We start from the raw sequence: 24,694 nt of genomic DNA on the forward strand, positions 1-24,694 counted from the left end.
TCGTGTGGTCGTCGTCTCCAGCCATCGTCGTCAGTCCGTTGCGCCTTCTGCCTCGTCGAAGCCGATGAGGTTGAAGCTCTGCACCATGTGCGGCGGCAGTTCCGCCGTCACGTCGATCGATCCACCCGCGGGGTTTGGAATGATGATCCGCCGCGCGTGCAGATGCAGCCGGTTCTGCATGCCGCCCGGCAGCGTCCAGTTGTCATCCGCATCGAAATATTTCGGATCGCCGAGGATCGGGTGGCCGATGTGGTTGGCGTGGACGCGCAGCTGGTGCGTGCGGCCCGTATAGGGCTCCATCTCCAGCCAGGCGAGGTTCTGCGCCGCCTGCTCGATGATCCGGTAATAGGTCACCGCATGGTCGGCATCGGGCTCGCCGTGCTTAGCCACGCGCATCCGGTCGCCGTCCGCCGTCGCTTCCTTCACCAGCCAGGTCGAAATCTTGTCTTCGCGCTTCTTCGGCACGCCGCGCACCAGCGCCCAATAGGTCTTCTTGGTCGTGCGCTCCCGAAACGCCGCCGTCAGCGCCTGCGCCGCGCCGCGCGTGCGGGCGACGACCAGCACGCCGGAGGTCTCGCGGTCGAGCCGGTGGACGAGGCGCGGCTTCTCGCCTTTCTTGTTGCGCCACACTTCCAGCATGCCGTCCACATGGCGCGACAGGCCGGAACCGCCCTGCACCGCAAGCCCGGCCGGTTTGTTGAACACGTAGACCTTGGGGTCCTCGTAGATCAGCATCTGGCTCAAAAGCTCGTGGTCGGGCGCCGAACGCACGGCGCGCGGCGAAATCGGCCCGGTCTTCTTCTCGTCCACGCCGAGCGGCGGCACGCGCACCATCTGGCCAGGCTGCACCCGCGTGTCGGATTTCACCCGGCCACCATCGACGCGGATCTGGCCGGAGCGCAGAAGCTTTTGCAGTTGCCCGAAGCCGAGGCCAGGATAATGCTGCTTGAACCAGCGGTCGAGCCGCATGCCCGCTTCGTCGCCGTCCACCTTGCGTTGCTCGACGCTTGCCATATCGTTCACAATCCCGTTCAGAAAACCGTCCGCGCCAGCCAGAGCCCGCCGATGATCGCGGCAAGCGAGAGCAAGACACTCAATCCCACATAGGCGACGGCAACACCCGGGGCGCCACGCTCCCAGAGAACGATCGTGTCCAGCGAGAAGGCGGAAAAGGTCGTGTAGCCGCCGAGCACGCCCGTGGCAAGGAAGAGCCGCAATTCCGCCGATGCGCCGAAGCGCCGCGCCACCACCTCCACCAGCACGCCCATCAGGAACGAGCCGATGACGTTGACCGCCAGCGTGCCGAAAGGAAAGTTCGGACCGAGCAGCCTGAGCGCGGCAAGATTGGTAAGATGGCGAAGCGCGGCGCCAAGCCCTCCACCGAGCGCAACGAGAAGCGTGTGAACCATCAAGCCGTCCAGCTTTCGACACTGTCTGCGCGCAAGACGCGCGTCGCGGCGACACTAAAGCGATTTGTCGGCCGTTGGAAACCACTCGTAACGCTCGACCGCACCGATCTTGCGATGAGCCTTCGCGATGATCGGTCGAAGGCTCGGCGTCCTGTCTGTCTCGTTTCGGAAAGGCCCTTCATGCGTCTCTTCTTCCCGACCGCACTCATTGCCGGCGCCCTCGCCTTCAGCCCCGCTTTGGCCGAAGACCTCACAGCCATCAGCACGACCGCCATGTCGATCACCGGCGACATCACCCTCGACGACAGCGAGATCGTGTTCTCCGACGGCCAGTCGCTTGCATTCGACGAATTGGTCCAGGACGTCTTCGTCGTCGATGGCGAGGAAGTGTCTGCCTCGGTCTACAGCGTCGCCGAGCCTCAGACGCTCGAACTTCTGAACGGCAATACGCTTTGCGGCGACGGGTTCGTCACCTATGTCGCGACATGGGCGGGCATGGATGACCTGACGATCGTCGCCATGTTCGACACGCAGGACGTGCCGGGCTCCGATGCCGAGATGTGCGCGTCTTTCACCTACGAATAGAATGCGGGCATAGCCGCAGCCTCTCAGAGGCTGCGGCTATGCCCGTTCTCGTCCACGACGAAACTCAGCTTGAACTGCACCCCGTCCGGCGGAAATGTCAGCGCCGCCTGCCCGCCGAGTTCCGGCCCTGCGCTGCGGCGAATGAGCGTCGTACCGAAACCCGCCGCTTCCGGCTCAACCACCGGCGGCCCGCCGCTTTCCTTCCACGTCATCTCGACCCGGCGTTCGCCATGGCGGTCGAGCGGGGCGGTCCAGGTCACGTCGACTCGGCCACTCGGCGTGGACAGCGCGCCGTATTTCGCGGCGTTCGTTCCGAGTTCGTGGATGATCAGGCCAAGCACCAGCGCCGAATTCGGCTGCAGATCCACCCTGCCTCCATCCATGACGATCTGGCGTGCATGCTTGCGCTGATAAGGCGCCAGAATGCGCTCGAGGACGTCGCGAAGCCCCGTGCTCGTCCAGTTCGCCTCGAAAAGAAGCGCATGGGCATCCGACATGGCGTGGATCCGGCCGAGCAACCGCTCTTCCAGGTCCTGCTTGGACACGCTGTGGCGCGCCGTGTTGCGGATAATGGAGGCGACGACGGCCAGCGTGTTCTTGACGCGGTGGCTGAGTTCGTGAACCAGAAGGTCCTGCTGCTGGCGGGCGCGGCGCTGCTCTTCGCGCAGCCGCGCTTCGGCCAATGCGCGCTTCACGGCGGGTGCCAGCCGGATCAGGCGCTGTTTCAGCACGTAGTCGGTCGCGCCCTTGCGGAAGGATTCGATCGCGATCTCTTCACCAAGCACGCCAGATACGAAGATGAACGGCGTCGCGGGCGCCATCTCCATCGCCATCTCGAGCGCCGCAAGGCCGTCGAAACCGGGCAGTGAATAGTCGCAGAGGATCACGTCGACAGCGTTGGACCGCAGCGCTTCCTCGAAGTCGCTGCGCCCGACGGTCCGGAGGATTTCCACCGAGTCGCCGAGATCGTCCAGATGCTCCTGGATCAGGTCCGCATCGAAATCGCTATCTTCGAGCAGAACGATCCGGGTGACGCGCGGATCGGCGCGTATGGGCTGCACGCTCATTTCCATTCGAGATCACGCAGCGGAGCAGGTTCGTTGAGCAGCGCCCAGAACACGCCGAGATTGCTGATGGCTTCCATGAAAAGGCCGAATTCCACCGGCTTGACCACGAAGGCATTCACGCCGAGCTCGTAGCTCGCGATCAGGTCCTGTTCTTCACGCGACGAGGTAAGCATGACCACCGGCACGCGCTGCAGAAGCTGATGCGACTTGATCTTTTCCAGCACTTCGAGCCCATCGATCTTCGGCAATTTGAGATCGAGCAGAACGACGGTGGGCTCGCCTTCGTTCCGGCCTTCGAACCGGCCCCGCCGAAAGAGATAGTCGAGCGCTTCTTCGCCATCACGGGCGACGACGATTTCGTTGACGATGTTGCATCGTTTCAGTGCTTCAAGCGTCAGTTCAAGGTCTTTGGGATTGTCTTCGACGAGCAGAATGGGACGATAATCAGTCATCAGTCCTTACCTTAAGAGGGAGGCTGAAACCGAACGTGGCACCCTCGCCCACGCTCCCTTCCGCCCAGACACGACCATTGTGGCGATCGATGATGCGTCGAACCAATGCAAGGCCAATTCCCGTCCCTTGGAAGTCCTCGGATCGCTGCAGGCGCTGGAACACGCCGAACAGCTTGCCAAGGTAAGCCATGTCAAAGCCGACACCATTGTCGGAAATCTGATAGCAAATCTCGTCGCCATCGCGCCACCCACGAATTGCAACCCGTGACACTTCTTCGCGCGCAGTATATTTGACAGCATTGTCGATGAGGTTTTGCCAAACCTGACGGATCAGCGTCGGGTCACCCTCGGCGGTAGGCAATGGTTCCACGTTCCATTCGATGGATCGGCGTTCCAACAGGCGCGTGGTCGACAGGCGCGCCTCCGCCACGATCTTGTCCATGTCGACGCTCTTCAGTGTCAGCTGCGTTCGCCCGAGATGCGAGAAGTTCAAAAGGTCGTCGACGAGACGCCCTGCGGCAACCGCTGATTCGGCGATGCTGTCGAGGTAATGGCGAGACTTGTCGTCAAGATCGTTGGACCGACCTTTCAGCAGTTCGGAATAGCCGACGATATGGCGAAACGGCGCGCGCAGATCGTGGGAGACAGAATAGGAAAATGCCTCCAGCTCCTTGTTCGAGCGCTGGAGACTTTCCGAAAGATCGGCAAGCGCCTCCGCCTTGCGCAAAACGATGCCGACGATGGCAGAGCGCAGATCGCGGGCGGCATCGAGTTCGGCTTCACGCCACGGTTCCGACTTCAGCCGCACCTGGTTCCGCCACGCCTGGAACGATTGGCGCGGGTGAATCCGCCCGGCCTCACGCACCACATCGTGGGGATCGCCGCCCCATGTCACCGTTTTCACGACTTCCGGGCGAAACCAGATCAGCCAGTGCGGATAGAGTTCGGAAATGCGCACGGCCAACAATCCACTGGCCCGTTCGGCGAAACGGTCGGCTCCCGGAATATGCGAGGCGAGCGAATCCGTATGGAATTCGCTGACTTCCTTCGCTTCGAGAAATGCGATGATCGCGTCGATCGCTTCCCGGTCGGGCGCTGCGCCGAACGATGCGACCTCGTCTTCCATGGCGAACGCCGCACCGGTCGCACCGCCATGGGCAAGCAACTGGTCTTCCGCCTCGGCAAACGCTGTGCGCAGATCGGTTTCGCGCGCCATGATTGCCAGCATCTGGCGCTGCAGGCCGCCGAGCGTCACGCGGAGACTGGCATCATCGAGACGAGCCTGCGCAGAAATGCGCGCCGAGAACGACTGCACGGCGAAATCGGCCGCTGCACGCACATTGGCATAGACGTCATGCGCGTCGCGGCTGTGGCAAGCCACCAATCCCCACAACTCCCCGTCCACGAGGATCGATACCGACATCGATGCGCCGGTGCCCATGTTGCGCATGTATTCCAGATGGATCGGCGACACGCTTCGCAGCGTGGCAAGGCTGAGATCGAGCGGTTCGCGGCGAATCGGATCGAACGCCGGTTCAAGGGGCACCGGCGCATAGATCGCAGTGGGTATGAGCCGCAGACGGTTCGCCCGATAGAGGTCGCGCGCTTGCGGCGGAATGTCCTTGCTCGGAAAGCGCAGGCCCAGATAATTCGGCAAGGCACCATTGTTGGCCTCGCCGATCACATGGCCGTTCCACTCCGGGTCGAACCGGTAGACCAGCGCCCGGTCGAACCCCGTGATGTCCTGTACGAACGCCGCCGTCTGGCGCGCCGACGCCTGCAGATCGTCCATCGCGCTGTCGAGCAGCGTCTGCGAGAAGGCCTGCAGCCGCACGAACAGCGCCTCGATGGCCAGTTCTTCATTCTCGCCACGCGCTTCGAACTCGACGATCAGGCGGCCCTGCGCATTGCTGTGCATCATCACGGTCAGTGTCCGGCCGCCGATTTCAAAGGGCTGCTGGAACCGATCGTCTTCCGAACGCGCCGACCAGTCGGCGATCGCCTCGCGCAGACGCTGAAGCGTGTCGGGCAATTCGCGCTGCACCACGATATCGTCGCCGAGAAATGCACTCGCATTAACACTTGCCTGAGTCACGACAAGCGTTTCCGCATCCATCACGATCATGGCGCCGTGAGGCTGGATGCTTCCCGGAATGCGGATGGGTTCGCTCGCGCAGATTTCGAGATCGCCATCATCGCTCATGGCTTCTGCCTCGCGAACCAGCCTTCGAGACGTTGGAAGGTCGCATCTGCAGAGGCCAGAACTTTCGGCTTCATCCGCTGCGGCAGCGCATCGAGCGCTGCTTGCGTCTCGCGCCAGAGCGCCTCGCCATCCTCGCTTTGCAGAGAACTCAGCCCTTCAGGCGGATACCAGTCGTTGCCGCACGCCCATTGATCGATGTAGCGCCCGCCCGCCCGAGATCCCTCCAGCACATAGAGTATGCCGTAGCCCTCTTCGGTCGATGGGGTTGGCATGACGATATCGTAGGCAACCGGCTCCTCATCGCCGCCAAGGCGCATCAGATCGGTCCGCATGAGATCGGCTCTCTGCCGCGCCGCCAGAAAGGCTTGATCGATCCCACAGGCAAGCAGCCAGCGCTCATGCGCGGACTGGAAGCCATGCATCTTCTCGAAAAACCTCACGAGGCTTCGGCGATCGATGGACCGGGCGTTTAGGCCGGCGGCACGTTCTGTCTGCTTGTGCGCGCGGGCCGTATGGTGCCGAAGCTGTCGCGAAAGGCTTTCCGGCGCCACCTCACCGGCCGAAGAAGTGGCAGTGGCTGAAAGAGTTGCCAGCAGCGTCATCTGAGCAGTCACCGCCGTGTTTTGAGAGCATTGCGACCAGACCGGCATCAATGCACGGCGGAACTTTCAGGTGACATGATGGAGCACCTGACGGCTATCGATACAGGGTTTCATCCGACCGACGCAACCCGACCGCATTACATTCGAGACAGCTTAATTGAAGCGCCGACCCTGCCGAAATTGCCGTCTTAAATATCATCGAGCCTGACGTTCCCGCCGTTTCGAAGCCCAGAAATCCAGCCGCTTGCGGATCTCGCGTTCGAACCCGCGCTCCGGCGGATCGTAGAAGCGCGTTCCGCTCAATGCGTCCGGCAGATAGGTTTGTCCGGAAAAGGCGTCCGGCGCATCGTGGTCGTATTCATAGCCGCTGCCGTAGCCTTCTTCCTTCATGAGCTTCGTCGGCGCGTTCAGAATGTGCTTTGGCGGCAGCAGCGACCCGTGTTCCTTGGCAGCCCGCATCGCCGCCTTGAACGCCACATAGACGCCGTTGGATTTCGGCGCCGTGGCGATGTAGACGCAGGCTTCCGCCAGCGCCAGCTCGCCTTCCGGCGACCCCAGATAATCGTAGGCGTCCTTCGCCGCATTGGCGACGACCAGCGCCTGCGGGTCGGCAAGCCCCACATCCTCCGATGCCATGCGCAGGAGCCGTCGACCGATATAGAGCGGGTCTTCGCCCGCATCGAACATCCGCGCCAGATAGTAGAGCGCTGCATCCGGGTCCGATCCCCGCACCGATTTGTGCAGGGCGGAGATCAGATTGTAGTGCCCGTCCTGACCCTTGTCGTAGACCGGCGCCCGCCGCTGCACGATCTGCTGCAGCGTCTCCGCGTCGACTTCCTCGCCGGGGCTCGCTGCGCGCCACACCTCTTCTGCAAGCGTCAGGATCGCGCGTCCGTCGCCGTCCGCCATGCGCAGCATGATCGCGCGCGCCTCCGCCGTCACCGGCAAGGCGCGGCCCTCCGCCTCCTCTGCACGCGTCAGAAGCTGGGAAAGGCTGTCGGCATCATGGGAGCGAAAGGAAAGAACCCGGGCACGCGACAAAAGAGCGGCGTTGAGTTCGAAAGACGGGTTCTCCGTCGTCGCCCCGATCAGCACCACCGTTCCGTCTTCCATGACCGGCAGAAAGCTGTCCTGCTGCGCCCTGTTGAAGCGGTGGATTTCGTCGACGAAGAGCAGCGTCTGCCGGCCAGACATGCGCCGGGCACGGGCCGTCTCGAACACCTTTTTCAGGTCCGCGACGCCCGAGAAGATCGCCGAGATCTGCTCGAAGGCGAGTTCCGTCTCGCCGGCAAGCAGACGAGCGACGGTGGTCTTGCCGGTGCCGGGCGGCCCCCAGAAGATCATGGACCCCAGCGAACCGGAGCGGATCATGCGGGTGAGCGCGCCATCGGGCCCTGTGAGATGCGACTGGCCGGTCACCTCGCCCAGCGATTTCGGCCGCAACCGATCCGCCAGCGGCCTCGGCGTGCCGCCGGTCGGATCGAGGCCATGGGTGAAGAGGTCGGACATGCGGATGTCTCTACAGCGTTTCCAGGTGAAGTGGGTACCGGTTCACCTGGAAACGCGACAAATCAAAAACTAGCGGATGAACTGGCGCATCAGATTGCCGCCGCGGTCGATATCGAAGCGCCAGAGCCCCGCTCCGGCCTCCAGGATCTGCGCCAGCTGGTCGGGGCTGGTGATGTCGTTGCCGTTGACGGCGACCACGATGTCGCCGGGCCGCAGACCGTAGCGGGCGGCCGGCGAGCTGCCGTCCACATCGAGCACGACGACGCCGCCTTCAGGGCGCGAACGCAACCGCAGCCGCTGCGACACAGCGGGCGTGATGACAGCCACCACGGCGCCTGCCAGCGGGTTGCTGCCGGAGATCAGCAATTCGCTGGTTTCCGGCGGCGCCTCCAGCGCAACCTCGATCGTCTTCGTCTCGCCGCGCGACAGCACTTCCATCTGGGCCGTGCCGCCGATGCCGGCCGTCGCCAGCCGGTAACCCACCGCGTCCGGGTGCTCCACCGCCCGGCCATTGACGGCCGTCACGATGTCGCCGGGCAGAAGCCCCGCTGCAGCCGCAGGGCTGTCGTCCTGCACGTCGTTGACCAGCGCGCCGGAGATGCGGGGCGCACCGAGCGCTTCGGCGATATCGGCCGTCACCGGTTCGAAGGTCGCTCCGATGAAGGGCCGGACGAACGTGTCGTTGCCGGTCTCGGCCGCAGCCGCGACCGCGCGCACCATGTTCGCGGGGATGGCGAAGCCGATGCCGTTCGACCCGCCCGAGCGCGAGAAGATCGCCGTATTGATGCCGATGAGATTGCCTTCCATGTCGATCAGCGCGCCGCCGGAATTGCCCGGATTGATCGCCGCATCCGTCTGGATGAAGAAGCCGAAATCGGAAATGCCGACCTGGTTGCGCGCCAGCGCCGAGACGATGCCGCTCGTCACCGTCTGTCCGACGCCGAACGGGTTGCCGATGGCGAGCACCAGATCGCCGACCTCGACCGCATCGGAATCGCCGAGCGGCAACGTCTCGAACTCGACTTCCGCATCGATCTTCAGAATGGCCAGGTCGATCGTCTCGTCCCTCAGGATGATCTCGCTCGCATATTCACGCCCGTCGGAAAACGCGATGCGGACCTGGTCCGCGCCATCGATCACATGGTTGTTGGTGATCACGACGCCGGATGGATCGATGATCACGCCGGAGCCGAGCGACGACTGTCGCTGCGAGCGATGCGGCATCTGCTGGCCGAAGAAGCGCTCGAAGAACGGATCGCCTTCAAACGGCGAACGCTGCCGCACTTCCCGCTCCGCATAGACGTTGACGACGGCCGGTGCCGTCTGGCGCACGAGCGGAGCAAAGGAAAGCTGCATCTCTTCGCGGCTTTCCGGCAGGCGCGTCGTCTCCTGTTCCGGCGCATTCTCACGAGCCGCGTCGCCGCGTGGCGCACCGCCGAGCAGATTGTCCAGCAGCCCCTCGAGAGGGCGCCCGGTACCGCTATCACTTTGCCCCTCCTGGGCGTTCTGGGCCATGACCGGGCTCAAGCCGACCATCACGGCCAAGCTCAGAACGGAGAACAGTCGGACCAGCTTCTGCATCGTTGCAAATCTCCAGGAGGAATCGTTCGATTGATAGGTGGCATGGATGGCTGAAACAAGGAAAGCAGTCTCTCCGCGCATCAGATCGTCGCGAGCCACGTGCCACTAAAGGCGCGCGTGAAAATGTGATCGACCCGGAATGGCTTCCGTATGCCCCGCCGCCGAGTTCGGTGATATGATCGTGGCCGTGAATTAGCGTCTTCTTCGATGGAGGATCCTATGAAGCATGAAAACCCCGATATCATGGAACTGGAAGCCAGGCCGCTTGCGCACAAAGCGCCGAGCATGAATCGGCGTGCGCGCGTCGCCCGCTGGGCAGCCTGCCTCGAAGCCCATGAAGGTCCGCTCGCAGCACTCCGGCAAATCGAGTTCATGGCACCCGAACTGCGCCGGGCCTACCGCGACCCGGTCTCGCCGCTCACCGTTGCCTTCAAAGACCCGGTGCTGCGGCAGGAGGGACTGGCCGGCGATACGCTCGGCGACGTCATGGACTTCTTCGACATGACGCACGAGGACACGCACCGCCTGCTCTGCGACTGCCACTATCACGGTACGATGACGGGCCCCGGCCTCGCCGGCAGGCTGCGCCAATATGCCGGCAAACGCGAGGCGGGCTCGCTTTGGCAACGCGCGCAAAGCGTGCTGTCCGGTCGGGCCTGACGCGAAGCGTCACGAACGTTGCAGCGGAGATTGCGGCGGCAGCGCGATAGCTGCCTCCGCACCTGAAGCGTTTCCAGGTCAAGTGGATACCGGTTGACCGTTCCGAAACGCGCCAAATCAAAATCTGAGTGCAATTGAGCGATTCAAAGAAAAGCGAAATTGCTCTCTGGCTGCGCTCAGACCAGTTCGACGTCGATGACGCCCGGTGCGGCCTTCATCGCGGAGGCGATCTGCGGCGACAACCGGTAGCGATCCGGCAGCTCGACCTCGATCTGCCGCTTGCCACCGTCCTTGATGACAACGAAGGAGACGAGGCCTTCGCCCTTGGCATTGAGATGCGCGGCGATGGATTTCATCGGGCCGCTGTCGCGCACATAGACGCGCAGCGCCTTCTGCATCTGAACCGAACGTTCCTCCAGTGACTGCACGGTCTGGATCCGCAGGCCGATGCCCTCCGGCCGCTCGTCCGCGCCCACCGTAATCACCAGCGACTGCCCGGGCTCGAGCAGATCTCGATAGAGCGCAAGCGCCTCTGAGAAGAGAACCGCTTCGAACTGACCGGACGAGTCCGAAAACGTCACGATGCCCATGCGATTGCCGGTGCGCGTCTTGCGCTCCTGCCTGCCCGTCACCGTGCCGGCCAGCCGTCCCGCCGTCGCTCCGCTTTTCACCGCGATGGCGAAATCCTGGTAGGTCTGGACACGCAGGCGCTTGAGGATGTCGTTGTAATTGTCGAGCGGATGCGCCGACAGATAGAAGCCGAGCGCCACATACTCCCGGTGCAGTTTGTCTGACGCGAGCCAGGCATCCACTTCCGGAAAATGAATGCGCTCCGGACCCGTGGCGGCGCCAGCGCCGAACATGTCGTGCTGGCCCGACGTCCGCTCTTCCGCCGCGCGCTGGGCAAATCCAACCATGCGATCGATCCCCGCCACCAGCCGCGCCCGGTCGGTGCCGAAACAATCGAGCGCGCCCGCCGCGATCAGTTGCTCCAGCGTGCGCCGGTTCACAACCTTCGGATCGATGCGCAGGCAGAAATCCTCGATAGAGGCGAAGGGCCGGTCGCCACGGACGGTAACGATGTGCTCGACCGCCCCCTCGCCCACGCCCTTGATGGCTGCGAGCGAATAATAGATGCGGTTTTCGCCCGTCTCGAACAGCCGGTAAGAGGTCTGCACGGATGGCGGCACGATCTCGATGCCGAGCCGGCGCGCATCCTGGCGGAAGTCGTTGATCTTGTCGGTGTTGGCCATGTCGTAGGTCATCGACGCGGCCAGGAACTCGACCGGGTAATGCGCCTTCAAATAGGCCGTCTGGTAGGACACGATGCCATAGGCGGCAGCGTGCGATTTGTTGAAGCCGTAATTGGCAAACTTGGCGAGCAGGTCGAAGATCATGTTCGACTGCGGCTTGGACACGCCGCGCTCGACCGCACCGGAGACGAAACGCTCGCGCTGCTGGTCCATCTCCTCCTTGATCTTCTTGCCCATGGCACGGCGCAGAAGGTCGGCTTCGCCAAGCGAATAACCGGCCAGAACCTGGGCGATCTGCATCACCTGCTCCTGGTAGACGATGACGCCCTGCGTCTCTTCCAGGATGTAGTCGATCTTTGGATGGATTGACGCGAGTTCCTCTTCCCCGTGCTTGCGGGCGTTATAGACCGGGATGTTCTCCATCGGACCCGGCCGATAGAGCGCAACGAGCGCGATGATGTCCTCGATGCGGTCCGGCCGCATGCCGATCAGCGCCTTGCGCATGCCGGCCGATTCCACCTGGAAAACGCCGACGGTCTCGCCACGCGACATCATCTCGTAGGTCGGCTTGTCGTCGAGCGGCAGCGCGGCGAGATCGAGCTGTATGCCACGTTTGGCGACGAAATCCACCGCCGTCTTCAAAACCGTCAGCGTCTTCAGGCCCAGGAAGTCGAACTTCACGAGGCCCGCCTGCTCCACCCATTTCATGTTGAACTGGGTGACACCCATGTCGGAGCGCGGATCGCGATACATCGGCACGAGCTTCGACAGCGGCCGATCGCCGATCACGATGCCGGCGGCATGCGTGGAGGCGTGGCGGTAGAGCCCCTCGAGCTTCTGCGCGATGGCGAGCAGCTTGGCGACCACGGGTTCGGCATCGGCCGCTTCCTGCAGGCGCGGCTCCTCCTCGATGGCCTTGCCGAGCGGTGTCGGATTGGCCGGGTTGTTCGGCACGAGCTTGCAGATCTTGTCGACCTGGCCATAGGGCATTTCGAGCACGCGACCGACGTCGCGCAGTGCCGCACGCGCCTGCAGAGAACCGAAGGTGATGATCTGTCCCACCTGCTCGCGGCCGTATTTCTCCTGAACGTAGCGGATCACCTCCTCGCGTCGCTCCTGGCAGAAGTCGATGTCGAAGTCGGGCATCGAAACACGGGCCGGATTGAGGAAGCGCTCGAACAGCAGCGAGAAGCGCAGCGGATCGACGTCCGTGATCGTCAGCGCATAGGCGACGAGCGAACCGGCGCCCGAACCGCGGCCCGGCCCGACGGGGATCCCGTGCGCCTTCGCCCATTTGATGAAGTCGGCAACAATGAGGAAGTAGCCCGGGAACTTCATGTTCTCGATGATGTCGAGTTCGACCTTCAGCCGGTCGTGGTAGTCCGCCTCGCTGTAACCCGCACTGATGCCGAGCTTGGCGATCCGCTCGGCAAGCCCGAGCTCCGCCTGGCGCCGCAATTCCGAACTCTCGGCCAGATTGTCGGCCTCGGGATTGTCCGTCGCCCCGGTAAAGCGCGGCAGGATCGGCTTGACGGTGCCGAGCAGGAAGGAGCACCGGACCGCGATCTCGATCGTGTTGTCCAGCGCTTCCGGCAGGTCCGAGAAAAGCGCCGCCATCTCGGCCTGGCTTTTAAGGCAGTGATCCTCCGTCAGCCGGAACCGGTTGTCGTCCGAAACCATGGCGTTGTGCGCCACCGCCATCAGGGCATCATGCGCCTCGTAATCCGCCGGCTTCAGGAAGAACGCCTCGTTCGTCGCAACCAGCGGAAGATCGTGCTCATAGGCGAGCCCGATCATCCGGGCTTCGCGGGCGCGATCGTAATTGCGTGGCCGCTGCAGCTCCACATAGAGCCGGTCGCCGAAAATCTCCTTCAGCGCCCCAAGCCGCGCCACGGTCCTCGGGCCATCGCCTTCACTGAGCGCCCGCTCCACCGGACCGCCGGGACCGCCGGTCAGCGCAATCAGGCCATCGGCATCGTCCTGCAGCCAGGAAAGCTTCAGATGCGGCCGCTCCGAACCCGTCCCGTCGAGATAGGCGCGGCTGACGAGATCGACGAGACGCGCATAGCCACCCTCGCTCGATGCCAGAAGCACGATGGCCGGACGCCGGGCGAGCTGTTCGCGCGGATTTCGCCGCTCGACGGTCGCCTCGTCCTCCATCTCGAGGTCCATCTGGCAACCGATGATCGGCTGAACACCCGATTCCTGCGCCTTCACCGAGAATTCAAGCGCGCCGAAGAGATTGTTCGTGTCGGTGACCGCGATGGCAGGCTGGTTGTCGGATACGGCCTGGCCGATGATCTTCTTGAGCGGCAACGCGCCCTCAAGCAGAGAGTAGGACGAATGCACCCTGAGATGGATGAACTTCAGCTCGCCCGAAGGCCCGTGCTCCGCCATACCGCCACACCCGCTCGATCAGAAAATTTCGAGGCGCGTTCGTGCACATGGGTCAGCCATGCGTCTGAACAGAATCGCCTTCCCGATAGTCGGCATGCGGTCGAGGCCTGTCCACCCACGGAGGGCGGAAACCGCCATCCGAGAAACTTGTCCCCACCATCCACAGGCATCAGCGGCCTAGAGAGGGTCGGCAGCGGGGTTCGCTGATCACATCGCCATGAGGACGACGGAGAAACCGGCAATGAAGACAGACATGGAGGCTAGCGCGGCAACATCACGAAGCATGATCATCTGGATATCTCCTTTTCCTTATCTGATCTCACTATGTTCTGTTTTTGTTCTCTTGTAAACCGCGTTCCTTCAAACCGCTCGGCCGATGCCGCCGATAGTGAACAAAAAGTGAATATCGGTGTTTTGGAAACTATCGCCGCGGTGGGCGCCGCCGCTTCGCGCGTTCCGAGCGCTCAGCCGCCTCGATCGCAAGGCCGAGCCATTCAACCCGGGCATCGAGGTCGTCGAGCGCATCTTCCGGCACCGACCAATAGGGCATGGCGACGGATTTTCGGCCCGGACGTCCCGCATAGACCCATTGCGTGGCGCCCGCTTCCGCAAACCGAGGCGCGCTGTCGGCATCGGCTTTCAGCAACAGGTCGCCGTTCACCTCAAGCGCGATAATGCGGCCATCGGCATAGATGCCCTTGCCGCCGAACATCGATCGAACCCGCACCGGGCCGATCGGCGCGAAGAATTCCTCGATATCGACCTGATCCATGATCGTGCCTCGCTTGAAGTGTCGCATGCGGCTTTTATCTTCCACGCGATGGCGAAGATGCGCAAGAAATCCGACCTGCCGGAAAAGCCCTGCCAGGCCTGCGGCCGGCCCATGGTCTGGCGCAAGAGCTGGGCAAAGACCTGGGACGAGGTTCGCTACTGTTCCGAACGCTGCCGGCGCAACCGGCCAACGGACGCCAAGCTGGCCCTCAGGCCTTGAGCATGCCACCGGCGGCGGCGACCGCTTCCGGCGTATCGACATCAAGCTGCGCCGCCTGCCCGATATCGACATCGATGATCTGAAGTCCGCTCGTCTCCACGATCTGGCGCGCACCCACATCGCCTTCGAGCGCCAGAACGGCATCGAAGGTCGAGCGTGGAAGTATGACGGGGTTTCCCCGCTTTTCGCCGCTCGCCGCCCGCACGATCGCTTCGCCGCCGGCGTGCTGAAAAGCATCGACGAGCGTGCCGATTTCGCCGGGGCCTATCCCCGGCATGTCTGCCAAAAGGATGACGGCGCCATCTACCTCGCCGCCGAGCGCAGCGATCCCGGCCTTCAGCGAGGACGCCATGCCGCTCGCGAATGCCGTGTTGTTGAGCGTTGTCAGATCGAGGCCGGCGAGTGCCGCCTCCACCTCGCCGGCGCGGTGGCCGGTCACGGCGATCAGCGGCGTCAGGCCGGCATCGAGTCCCGCCCGCGCCGTGCGCCGCACGAGCGCTTCGCCGTCGAATTCCGCCAGAAGCTTGTGCGCCCCGTCGATGCCCATGCGGCTTGCCTTGCCGGCCGCAAGCAGAACGCCACCGACCGTCGGCAGCGACGCCTCGGGCCGTGGGATCCGCGGCTGCGGCCTGCTCGCGATCTCCGTCAGCAGACCCCCGACGCCCATCCCGGCGATATTCGCACGCGTCACGGTCTCGCCCGCGAGAATGCGCGCCAGAACCCAGTCGAAACCGTTTTCCTTGGGGCTGCGCGCGCAGCCCGGCGCACCGATCACCGGCTTGCCCGCAATCTCACCCAGGACCAACAGATTGCCGGGATCGACCGGCATGCCGACAGCCTCGACGACACCTCCGGCCTGCCGGATCGCCTCGGGGATCACATCGTGAGGATCCGCGACGGCCGAAGCACCGAACACGATGAGAATATCGGCAGCGTCCACCGTCTCGCGGAGAGCAGCGGCGACTGCGCCGATTTCATGCGGTACGCGTTTTTCACCAAGAAGCGTGCTGCCGGATGGCCTCAGTCGCGCTTCGAGCAAGCCCCGCGTCTTGTCCATCACGCTTGGCTTCACGCTCGGCAGCGTGGTTGCGATGAGACTCACCTTGGCAGCGCGGAACGGCGTCACCCCGATCAATCCGGCATGGGCGATCGCCATCGTCGCTTCGGCGAGCGCCGGCCCGGCAACGGCAAGCGGAATGATCTTGATCGTCGCGACCATGTCGCCGGCATTCACCGGGCTGCGGTCCTTCAGACAAGCGAAGGTGATGGCCGGATCGACCCGGTTCAGCGCATCGACGGCCGGCGCCTCGACCCGGAAGAGCCCGGCAGCCGCGGCAAAGATGTTGACGCGTCCCGTCGTCGCCTCGCCGATGGTCACATTGTCGGCGTGAAGCGCTGCTCCGAGCCGTGCCGCAGCCGCGTCCTCCGGTTCGTCGCCGGCATCGAGCGTCACCGCAAAGACCGTTGAAACGCCGGCTGCTTCGAGGTCTGCAATATCCTGCGCCGTCAGCCGGTGGCCCTTGCGCAGCCGCACCTCACCCTGCTTCACCGAATGGGCGAGAAGCGCATCTTCGGCCTCGTCGATGGGCAGTTCAGCAAAACGCATGGCTCATCCGCCCGTTGATCCGGAAGGCCCCACGATTGGCCGCCGGCGCAGGCTTTCGATAATCTCGCCGAGGATTGCCACGGCGATCTCGCCGGGGCTCGCCGCACCGATGTCGAGCCCGATCGGCGCCTTGATGCGGGCAGCCACATCCTCGCTCACACCCGCCTCGTCCAGACGCTCCAGACGTTTGCCGTGCGTTTTCCGGCTCCCGAGCGCACCCACATAGAAGCAGCCGGCTTCGAGCGCCGCCTGGATCGGATAATCGTCGATCTTCGGATCGTGCGTGACGGCGACGAGCGCCGTATACCGATCGAGCGGCGCATCCTTCAGCGCGTCCTCAGGCCAATCGGCAAAGAGCGCTGTGCCTCCGAAACGCTCCGGCGTCGCGAAGGCCGTGCGCGGATCGATGATCGTCAGATCGTAGCCGGCGATCGCAGCCATGGGCGCCAGCGCCTGGCTGATGTGGACTGCGCCGATCACCACGATGCGCGGCGGCGGTACATGCACGTTGAGGAAGTAGCTCGTGCCGTCCACCTCCTCGATGCGCGACGTTCCGCGCCGGAATGCGGCTTCCACGATCGATTCCAGTGGCCCTTCGATCGTCTCGCCTTCGCGAACGAGCCGGTCGTCGGAACCGTCCAGTGCCGTCAGACGGATCACGGCGCGGCGCGCCTGCCGTTCCGCGTTCAAATCCTGCAGAAGTGTCTGTTCCACAGCCGTTCAGCCCAATTTCTCGACATAAACGCGAATGCGTCCGCCGCAGGAAAGACCGACGCGCCATGCGGTCTCGTCGGCAACGCCGAATTCCAGCATGCGCGGCGCGCCCGCGGAAATCACGTCCAGAGCTTCGGAGACGACCGCACCCTCGACGCAACCGCCGGACACCGATCCTTCGAAGTTGCCTTCGCCATCGATCACCAGATGGCTTCCCACCGGGCGTGGCGCGGAGCCCCATGTTTCGACAACCGTCGCTACGGCAACCGAACGCCCCTCTTTCGCCCAGCCCTCGGCGATCACCAGCGGATCGTCGGCGAGCACGGCGGACGGCACTGCAGCTAGTTCTATGGATTGCGTCGTCATCGTCACATCTCCTCGTTCAGGCCGCGGCGGATCGCCTTGCGGTCATGAAGCGCCTCGGGTCGGCATCGCGGCTTTTTCCGGCACCAAGCGCTGCCACCAGCCCGGTGATCGCATCCAGATTATGCACCGCGCGGAATTCGTCCACATGCGGCAGCATCGCCTGCACGCCGCGGGCGCGCGGTTCGAACCCGTCGAAGCGCAGAAGCGGATTAAGCCAGATCAACCGCCGGCAGGATCGGTGAAGCCTGTCCATCTCGCGGGAAAGATCTTCGGTGCCGTCGCGCTCCAGCCCGTCGGTGATGATCAGCACCACCGCACCCTGGCCGAGCACGCGCCGGCCCCACAGCCGGTTGAATTCGGCAAGCGTCGTCGCGATCCGCGTCCCGCCCTGCCAGTCCTTCACGGCGTCCGCGCATTCCGCCAGCGCCTCGTCGGGGTCCTTGTGGCGCATCTGCCGCGTCACATTCGTCAGCCGCGTGCCGAAGAGAAAGGTGTGGACCCGCCGGCGGCGCTCCGTCAGCACGTGAAGGAAATGCAGGAATATCCTTGTGTACTGGCTCATCGATCCAGAAATATCGGCGAGAACCACGAGCGGCGGATGCACCTCGCGCCGCGCCCGGTAGGCCGGCAGGATCAGTTCGCCGCCGCTGCGCAACGCGCCCCGCATGGTGGCGCGCGGATCGATCCGCCCCGGCCGGTGCGTCGGCCGGAACCGCCGCGTCACCACCCGGTCGTCGGGCAGCACGAGGTCGCCGAGCGCCTTCTTGGCGCGCGCGATTTCCGGCGCTGTCATCTGCGCGAAATCGGTCTTGCGCAACACCTCGTTGCCGGACGAGGAGAAGCGCGCATCCACCTCGATTTCGGGTTTTTCTTCCGGTGGGCGGGCCTTCTCGTGCCCCTCGAACAATGCCTGCGAAACGCGGGTTTCGCCGGCCTTGAGTTTCTGGCGCTCGCGCGTGTCGGGGGCGACCGGGGAGAACATCGCGATCATCTTCTCGACGAGGTCGCGCGACCGCCAATAGAGCCGGAAGGCCTCGTCGAAGATCACATGATCCTCGTGCCGGTTGACCAGCACCGAATGCAGCACCCAGTAGAAATCGTCGCGATCGCCGACGCCGGCCGTCTTCACCGCCTCGATCGCATCGGTCACCGCCGCCGGCCCGACGCGCATGCCGGCCTTGCGCAACGTGCGCGCGAAGAAGACGATATTGTCCGCAAGCCGACCGTCGAAGGCGCCCGTCGTGTCCGGCTTCATGGTCTCGTTGTCGGTGACCATCGCGCTCACTCCGCTGCGGCCAGGCCCGCCTTTACCTCGTCGAGGATCTTGCGGCCTTCGCCCGTTCCGATCCGCGCGATGTCTTCCTGGTATTTCAAAAGCGTGCCGAGCGTATCGGACACGGTCTGCGGGTCGAGTGCCATGCGGTCGAGCTCGGTCAGCGCGCTCGCCCAATCGATCGTCTCGGCCACACCCGGGTTCTTGAAGAGATCGATAGTGCGCAGCTTCTGCACATAGGCCACCACCTGACGCGACAGATCCGCATTGCAGTTCGGCACCTTCCGCCGCACGATCTCGAGCTCGCGCTCGGCATTGGGGTAATCGACCCAATGATAGAGACACCGGCGTTTCAGTGCGTCGTGGATTTCGCGCGTCCGGTTCGTCGTGATGATCACGATCGGCGGCTCATCCGCCTTGATCGTGCCGATCTCCGGGATCGTCACCTGATAGTCGGAAAGCACTTCGAGCAGAAACGCCTCGAACGCCTCGTCGGTCCGGTCGAGCTCGTCGATGAGGAACACCGGCGCGCGGCCATCCTTGGCTTCCAGCGCTTGCAGCACGGGACGCCGGATCAGGAACTTGTCGGAGAAGATGCCCTTCTCGATCGCACTGCGGTCGGTGCCGCCCGTCGCTTCCGCCATGCGGATCTCGAGCATTTGCGCCGGATAGTTCCACTCGTAGACCGCCGACGCGACATCGAGGCCTTCGTAGCACTGCAGCCGGATCAACGGCCGATCGAGGCCCTTGGCCAGCACCTTGGCGATTTCCGTCTTGCCGACGCCCGCCTCGCCTTCCAGGAACAGCGGTCGCTTCATCTTCAGCGCCAGGAACACCACCGTCGCCAGATCGCGCCCGGCCACGTAGTCGTTGGCGTTGAGAAGCGTCAGCGTGTCGTCGATTGATGCGGGAATGGCGATTGCGTCAGACATGGCGTCTCCAAGGGTCCTCAGAGGTCCCGGTAGTTCCGGTCGAGATAGATGAGAGCCGGTCGGTGTTCGCCGAGCCTCAAGCCGACAACCTGCCCGAACACCACCATATGCGTCGACATGGGCTTTAGTTCGAGCACGCGACAGTCGAAAACCGCGCGCGCATCGGCAAGCGTCGGCGCACCGGTCGTGATCGTGTCCCACGCGCCAACCGAAAACCGTTCCTCGTCCGTCATATCCGCGAAGCCGGAAAAGGCATTGGCGACCGGCACATGATCGATCGCCAGCGTGTTGATCGCGAAAGAGCCGGCATTGAAAAACGTCTCGTTGCGCGGGTTCGTGCGGTTGATGCAGACCAGCACCGTGGGCGGCGCATCGGAAACCGAGCAGCACGCCGTTGCCGTCATGCCCCGTCTGATGCCGTCGAGTTCCGCCGTCACCACATGCACATGCCCGGCGAACCGGCTCATGGCTTCGCGATAGTCTTCGGGCGTGATCGACTGCTTGTGAAGCACCAGGAACCTCAAGAAACGTTTATGGCAGGCGCGCAAGGACCCGTCGGGCGCCCGCTCTTTTTACATAGGCGGTGAATGACGCAATTACAGGACCGCTCTTGCGCATTTGACCGCGCCGACGTCAATCCGCGCATCGAACACTCAAGCTCAGGCCAAAGCGTCCCCGTTCGGCTTTTGATGTTGGAACGACGGCCCCTTGCGTCTACACATCAGGCTGGAATCTTGAAGGGACGAACCTCGTGGTGAAAGCCGAGTTCAGCAGTTTTGGTCCGGCACTGGCGCTTGCCGCCGCCGCCTGGTCTCTGCCTGCCACCGCAAGCGCCCAGGAACTGCGTCTCGGGCTGATCGCGCCGACGGATGGCACGCTCGCGATCATCGGCGAACAGGCAGGCATCGCGCTCGATGCCTTTGCCACGTCCCACACCGATCTGTCGGTCACCATCATCGATGCGGTCGAGCCGTGCAGCGACGCGAATGCGGCAGGCGCGGCCGAGCTCATGGTCGATTCCGATGTCGATGCCGTCATCGGCCTCTTCTGTGCCGAGACGGTCAACCAGGTCATGCCTATCCTCGCCGATGCCGACATTCCGGCGATCAGTGTCAGCCTGCGTGCCGGCATCGTCATGGAAGATGCGCTCGCCGGCCGGTGGCCGCTCTTCCGCATCGCGCCTTCCGCCGAAGCAGAAGCGACGGCGATCGCGCAGACCATTGCCGCGCGCTGGTCCGACGAGCCTTTCGCCCTCATCGAGGACGGCACGATCTACGGCCGCGATCTTGCGGAAACCGTGCGGCTCGAACTGGAGCAAGGAGGAATCACGCCGAGCTTCATCGACAATTTTCGCCCTGCCGAGGAGCTGCAGTTCGGCCTCGTCCGGCGGCTCGCCGCTGCCGGCGTCAGCCATGTCTTCGTCGGTGGCGATCGTGCCGACGTCGCCATCATGGCGCGCGATGCCGCTCAGGCTGGCTTGAACCTCACCTTCATGGGCGGCGATGCGCTGCAGGCTGCCGATGGCGAAGCCCCGCTCCCCGACGGCGTGCTGGCGATGGTCGCCGAACGCCCGGCAACCGACGAAGAAGCGGCCGGCGCGATCGCGGCGATCGAAACCCTGCTGCGCGAACGCGACGATCTCGACCGCCGCGCCGACGACGCCTACCTGCTGCCCATCTATGCCGCCGCCGAAATCGCTGCCTCCGCCAAGGCTTTGGCATCGAGCGCGGGATCGGACCTGGCTGAGACACTGCGCACGGAAACCTTCTCGACAGCGATCGGACCGGTCGAGTTCGGCTCCGACCAGTCCGACGAGGCTCCCTACGTGCTGCGCATCTCGCAAGACGGCCGCCTCGTCCCTGCCGAAGACGCGGCACCCATTCGATGAGGGGGACGGTGATGCGGCCCGGCCCGAGCAATCTCATCACGGATGTCGGCGGCCTTGTCGTTGGTAACGCCGAAGACGACCACCTTAAATCGGGCGTGACGGCGCTTTTGTGCGACGAGCCGACGGTCGCAGCCGTTCAGGTGCTCGGCGGAGCGCCGGGCACGCGCGAGACCGACCTGCTTGAGCCGCACAATACGGTCGAGACGGTGGACGCGCTCGTTCTTTCAGGCGGGTCCGGTTTCGGCCTGGATGCAGCGTCGGGTGTTCAGGCTTGGCTGCGTGAACGCGGGCGCGGCTTTCCCGTCGGTCAGCACCGCATCCCGATCGTCCCTTCCGCCATACTGTTCGACCTCATGAACGGCGGCGACAAGAGCTGGGGGCGATACCCGCCCTATCGCGAACTGGGCTACGCAGCCGCCCAAACCGCAGCCGCCGAATTCCGTCTCGGTGCGTCGGGTGCGGGAACGGGCGCCCTCACTGCTGGATTGAAGGGGGGTGTTGGCTCGGCATCGACCGTCCTCGCCACTGGCCACACCGTCGGCGCGCTGGTCGCCGTTAATGCGATCGGCTCCGTGACCTTCGGCGAGGAAGGTCATTTCTGGGCTGCCCCCTTCGAAAAGAACGGAGAGTTCGGCGGTCGGGGCTATCCGGGCGTCATGCCGATTGAACCAGACCGGATCGCGCTCAAGATGCGCGACCGGGCACGCCCAGGTGGCAACACGACGATTGCCGTCATCGCCACGAACGCGACGCTCACGAAAGCACAAGCCAAGCGCCTGGCGATTTCCGCCCATGACGGCTTCGCCCGTGCCATCTGGCCAGCTCATACGGCCATGGACGGCGACCTGGTGTTTGCGCTCGCAACCGGCCAAATGGGTGCGCCGGCTGTGGACGACTTCATCGACCTTTGCGCCGCCGCATCATCCACCATGGCCCGCGCCATCGCGCGCGGCGTCTACGCCGCTTCGCCTGCTGAAGGCGACGTCTTGCCCACATGGCGCCAGAAATTCGGGGATGCGCCGCGTTGAGCGCGCCCGCGCGCGTTGTGCCGTCCGGCCACAGGTGTTAACGCCAGCGCGCGCCGCCAAAATCCCGGAGACCTCACAAATGTCCGCCCAGCGCCCGATCCGCATCGCTCCCTCGATCCTCGCGTCCGACTATGCCCGCCTCGGCGAAGAAGTCCGCGATGTGGTCCAGGCCGGCGCCGACTGGATCCATCTGGACGTGATGGATGGCCATTTCGTCCCGAACATTTCTTATGGCCCCGATGTCATCAAGGCGCTGCGGCCCCACACCGATGCGGTCTTCGACTGCCATCTGATGATCGCGCCGACCGACCCCTATCTCGAAGCCTTCGCGAAAGCCGGCTGCGACATCATCACCGTCCATGCCGAGGCCGGTCCGCATCTGCACCGCTCGCTGCAGGCGATCCGCGCGCTCGGCAAGAAGGCCGGCGTCGCGCTCAACCCCGGAACGCCAGAGCATGTCGTCGAATACGTGCTCGACATGGTCGATCTCATACTGGTCATGAGCGTCAATCCGGGCTTCGGCGGCCAGAAATTCATTCCGGGCGTCGTCGAGAAGTGCCGCAAGCTCAATGCCATGATCGGCGACCGACCGATCGATCTCGAGATCGATGGCGGCATCACGCCCGAGACCGCACCGCTCGCCGCGAGCGCCGGCGTCAACGCGCTCGTCGCCGGTTCGGCCGTCTTCAAGGGTGATGGCGTCGAGGGCTACCGCGCCAATATCGACGCCATCCGCCAAGCCGCCGAAGGCGCGCGTTGACGACCTCACAGCCGTTTGAGCTTGCCGGCCGCCTCTGCTAGAGGCCCATCAGCTTTTTCTTTCACACCGTTTTCTTCTTTGTCCAAAGACAGGCCCGCCAATGATCCCGCGCTACTCCCGCCCCGACATGGTCGCCATCTGGTCGCCGGAACAGAAGTTCCGCATCTGGTTCGAGATCGAGGCCCATGCCTGTGACGCGCTCGCCGAACTGGGCGTCATCCCGAAGGAAGCCGCCGCAACGATCTGGGACAAAGGTGGCAAGGCCGAGTTCGACGTCGCCCGCATCGATGAAATCGAGGCCGTCACGAAGCACGACGTCATCGCCTTTCTGACGCATCTTGCGGAATTCATCGGGCCGGATTCGCGTTTCGTGCACCAGGGCATGACGTCGTCGGACGTTCTGGACACCACGCTCAACATCCAGCTCGTGCGTGCTGCCGACCTGCTTCTGGCGGACATGGACCGCGTTCTGGCAGCGCTGAAGAAGCGTGCCTTCGAGCACAAGGACACCGTCCGCATCGGCCGCAGCCATGGCATCCATGCCGAGCCGACCACCATGGGCCTGACCTTCGCGCGCTTTTATGCCGAGATGGCGCGCGGCCGCGACCGGCTCGTCGCTGCCCGTGCAGAGATCGCCACCGGCGCAATTTCGGGCGCCGTCGGCACTTTCGCCAATATTGACCCATCGGTCGAAGAACATGTCTGCGCCAAGCTCGGCCTGAAACCCGAACCGATTTCGACGCAGATCATCCCGCGCGACCGCCACGCTATGTTCTTCGCGACGCTCGGCGTCATCGCCTCGTCGATCGAAAACGTCGCCATCGAGATCCGGCACATGCAGCGCACCGAAGTGCTGGAAGCGGAAGAATTCTTCTCGCCCGGCCAGAAGGGCTCGTCGGCCATGCCGCACAAGCGTAATCCTGTGCTTACGGAGAATCTCACCGGTCTCGCCCGTCTCGTACGCATGTCGGTCACGCCTGCGCTCGAAAACGTGGCGCTCTGGCACGAGCGTGACATCAGCCATTCGAGCGTCGAGCGTGCCATTGGGCCGGACACCACGATCACGCTGGACTTCGCACTGAACCGCCTCGCCGGCGTCGTCGAGAAGCTGGTGATCTATCCGGACAACATGTTGAAGAACATGAACAAGTTCCGAGGACTGATCCACTCGCAGCGCGTTCTGCTGGCGCTGACGCAGGCCGGCGTCAGCCGCGAGGATTCCTACCGCCTCGTCCAGCGCAATGCGATGAAGGTCTGGGAGGAAGGCAAGGACTTCCTGACGGAACTCCTCGCCGATGGCGAAGTGACGGCTGCCCTTTCGGAAGACCAGATCCGCGAGAAGTTCGATCTCGGCTATCACACCAAGCATGTGGACACGATCTTCGCCCGTGTCTTCGGCGAGGCCTGAGCGGCCCCGC

Annotated in this window: 23 protein-coding genes; 7 read left to right on the forward strand and 16 right to left on the reverse strand. The window is 64.0% G+C overall.

Annotation, left to right across the window (positions count from 1 at the left end):
- Nucleotides 1-30: 30 nt before the first annotated feature.
- Nucleotides 31-1,014 carry an RluA family pseudouridine synthase gene (locus GC125_RS12705; RefSeq protein WP_151985982.1) on the reverse strand — a complete coding sequence of 328 codons (984 nt, stop codon included), beginning with the start codon at nt 1,012-1,014 and terminating at the stop codon, nt 31-33.
- Between the two features lie 17 nt (nt 1,015-1,031).
- Nucleotides 1,032-1,409 (reverse strand): fluoride efflux transporter CrcB, encoded by a 378-nt coding sequence (crcB, locus tag GC125_RS12710; RefSeq protein ID WP_151985983.1) that lies wholly within the window; start codon nt 1,407-1,409, stop codon nt 1,032-1,034.
- Between crcB and GC125_RS20255 the strand changes: the two genes are divergently transcribed.
- A complete protein-coding gene (locus tag GC125_RS20255; protein WP_286165496.1) occupies nt 1,401-1,994 on the forward strand; it encodes a hypothetical protein in 594 nt (197 codons plus the stop codon). The genes crcB and GC125_RS20255 overlap by 9 nt on opposite strands.
- 23 nt (nt 1,995-2,017) lie before the next feature.
- Here GC125_RS20255 and GC125_RS12720 read toward each other — a convergent pair whose 3' ends face one another.
- The 6 genes from GC125_RS12720 to GC125_RS12745 form a co-directional block, all read right to left on the reverse strand.
- Nucleotides 2,018-3,061 carry a sensor histidine kinase gene (locus GC125_RS12720; protein ID WP_151985984.1) on the reverse strand — a complete coding sequence of 348 codons (1,044 nt, stop codon included), beginning with the start codon at nt 3,059-3,061 and terminating at the stop codon, nt 2,018-2,020.
- On the reverse strand, nt 3,058-3,513 hold the full coding sequence (locus GC125_RS12725) for a response regulator (RefSeq protein ID WP_151985985.1): 456 nt from the start codon (nt 3,511-3,513) through the stop codon (nt 3,058-3,060). Before GC125_RS12725 ends, GC125_RS12720 begins: the two co-directional genes overlap by 4 nt.
- Nucleotides 3,506-5,716: an ATP-binding protein gene (locus tag GC125_RS12730; RefSeq protein WP_151985986.1), complete on the reverse strand. Its 2,211-nt coding sequence runs from the start codon at nt 5,714-5,716 to the stop codon at nt 3,506-3,508. The genes GC125_RS12725 and GC125_RS12730 overlap by 8 nt, the downstream gene beginning before the upstream one ends.
- On the reverse strand, nt 5,713-6,318 hold the full coding sequence (locus tag GC125_RS12735) for a biliverdin-producing heme oxygenase (protein WP_151985987.1): 606 nt from the start codon (nt 6,316-6,318) through the stop codon (nt 5,713-5,715). Before GC125_RS12735 ends, GC125_RS12730 begins: the two co-directional genes overlap by 4 nt.
- A 195-nt stretch (nt 6,319-6,513) precedes the next feature.
- Entirely contained in the window at nt 6,514-7,827 is a 1,314-nt protein-coding gene (locus GC125_RS12740) for a replication-associated recombination protein A (protein WP_151985988.1), read from the reverse strand.
- A gap of 69 nt (nt 7,828-7,896) precedes the next feature.
- Nucleotides 7,897-9,183, reverse strand: a complete 1,287-nt coding sequence (locus tag GC125_RS12745; protein ID WP_286165647.1) for a DegQ family serine endoprotease — start codon at nt 9,181-9,183, stop codon at nt 7,897-7,899.
- Between the two features lie 444 nt (nt 9,184-9,627).
- On the opposite strand from GC125_RS12745, the gene GC125_RS12750 reads away from it, so the two are divergent.
- Nucleotides 9,628-10,068: a hypothetical protein gene (locus GC125_RS12750; protein ID WP_151985990.1), complete on the forward strand. Its 441-nt coding sequence runs from the start codon at nt 9,628-9,630 to the stop codon at nt 10,066-10,068.
- A gap of 176 nt (nt 10,069-10,244) precedes the next feature.
- Here the strand turns inward: GC125_RS12750 and dnaE are convergent, their stop codons facing one another.
- A complete protein-coding gene (gene dnaE, locus GC125_RS12755; protein ID WP_151985991.1) occupies nt 10,245-13,718 on the reverse strand; it encodes a DNA polymerase III subunit alpha in 3,474 nt (1,157 codons plus the stop codon).
- Between the two features lie 421 nt (nt 13,719-14,139).
- Nucleotides 14,140-14,490, reverse strand: a complete 351-nt coding sequence (locus GC125_RS12760; protein ID WP_151987868.1) for a TfoX/Sxy family protein — start codon at nt 14,488-14,490, stop codon at nt 14,140-14,142.
- Between the two features lie 57 nt (nt 14,491-14,547).
- On the opposite strand from GC125_RS12760, the gene GC125_RS12765 reads away from it, so the two are divergent.
- A complete protein-coding gene (locus GC125_RS12765) occupies nt 14,548-14,709 on the forward strand; it encodes a DUF2256 domain-containing protein (protein WP_502706058.1) in 162 nt (53 codons plus the stop codon).
- Here GC125_RS12765 and GC125_RS12770 read toward each other — a convergent pair.
- Genes GC125_RS12770 through GC125_RS12795 form a run of 6 tightly spaced genes read right to left on the reverse strand, consistent with a single transcriptional unit; the run spans nt 14,699 to nt 20,112 of the window.
- On the reverse strand, nt 14,699-16,315 hold the full coding sequence (locus tag GC125_RS12770; protein ID WP_151985993.1) for an NTP transferase domain-containing protein: 1,617 nt from the start codon (nt 16,313-16,315) through the stop codon (nt 14,699-14,701). The two genes, GC125_RS12765 and GC125_RS12770, sit on opposite strands and share 11 nt — an antisense overlap.
- A 3-nt stretch (nt 16,316-16,318) precedes the next feature.
- Nucleotides 16,319-17,029 carry an XdhC family protein gene (locus tag GC125_RS12775; RefSeq protein WP_151985994.1) on the reverse strand — a complete coding sequence of 237 codons (711 nt, stop codon included), beginning with the start codon at nt 17,027-17,029 and terminating at the stop codon, nt 16,319-16,321.
- Between the two features lie 6 nt (nt 17,030-17,035).
- The gene (locus GC125_RS12780; protein ID WP_151985995.1) at nt 17,036-17,395 is read right to left on the reverse strand and encodes an XdhC family protein; all 360 of its coding nucleotides are present in this window, start codon (nt 17,393-17,395) and stop codon (nt 17,036-17,038) included.
- A gap of 16 nt (nt 17,396-17,411) precedes the next feature.
- Nucleotides 17,412-18,671, reverse strand: a complete 1,260-nt coding sequence (locus GC125_RS12785) for a vWA domain-containing protein (protein ID WP_286165498.1) — start codon at nt 18,669-18,671, stop codon at nt 17,412-17,414.
- Between the two features lie 5 nt (nt 18,672-18,676).
- A complete protein-coding gene (locus GC125_RS12790; protein ID WP_151985996.1) occupies nt 18,677-19,600 on the reverse strand; it encodes an AAA family ATPase in 924 nt (307 codons plus the stop codon).
- A 17-nt stretch (nt 19,601-19,617) separates the two neighbouring features.
- Nucleotides 19,618-20,112 (reverse strand): flavin reductase, encoded by a 495-nt coding sequence (locus tag GC125_RS12795; protein WP_151985997.1) that lies wholly within the window; start codon nt 20,110-20,112, stop codon nt 19,618-19,620.
- Between the two features lie 242 nt (nt 20,113-20,354).
- Between GC125_RS12795 and GC125_RS12800 the strand changes: the two genes are divergently transcribed.
- The 4 genes from GC125_RS12800 to purB all read left to right on the forward strand — a co-directional run bounded on the left by GC125_RS12800 (nt 20,355) and on the right by purB (nt 24,684).
- On the forward strand, nt 20,355-21,488 hold the full coding sequence (locus tag GC125_RS12800; RefSeq protein WP_210251656.1) for an ABC transporter substrate-binding protein: 1,134 nt from the start codon (nt 20,355-20,357) through the stop codon (nt 21,486-21,488).
- 8 nt (nt 21,489-21,496) lie between these two features.
- Nucleotides 21,497-22,516: a P1 family peptidase gene (locus GC125_RS12805; protein WP_151985999.1), complete on the forward strand. Its 1,020-nt coding sequence runs from the start codon at nt 21,497-21,499 to the stop codon at nt 22,514-22,516.
- A 79-nt stretch (nt 22,517-22,595) separates the two neighbouring features.
- A complete protein-coding gene (rpe, locus tag GC125_RS12810; RefSeq protein WP_151986000.1) occupies nt 22,596-23,276 on the forward strand; it encodes a ribulose-phosphate 3-epimerase in 681 nt (226 codons plus the stop codon).
- Between the two features lie 100 nt (nt 23,277-23,376).
- Nucleotides 23,377-24,684 carry an adenylosuccinate lyase gene (gene purB, locus GC125_RS12815; protein ID WP_151986001.1) on the forward strand — a complete coding sequence of 436 codons (1,308 nt, stop codon included), beginning with the start codon at nt 23,377-23,379 and terminating at the stop codon, nt 24,682-24,684.
- Nucleotides 24,685-24,694 lie beyond the last annotated feature (10 nt).

The organism is Rhizobium sp. EC-SD404, from assembly GCF_902498825.1.
Classification (GTDB): domain Bacteria; phylum Pseudomonadota; class Alphaproteobacteria; order Rhizobiales; family Rhizobiaceae; genus Georhizobium.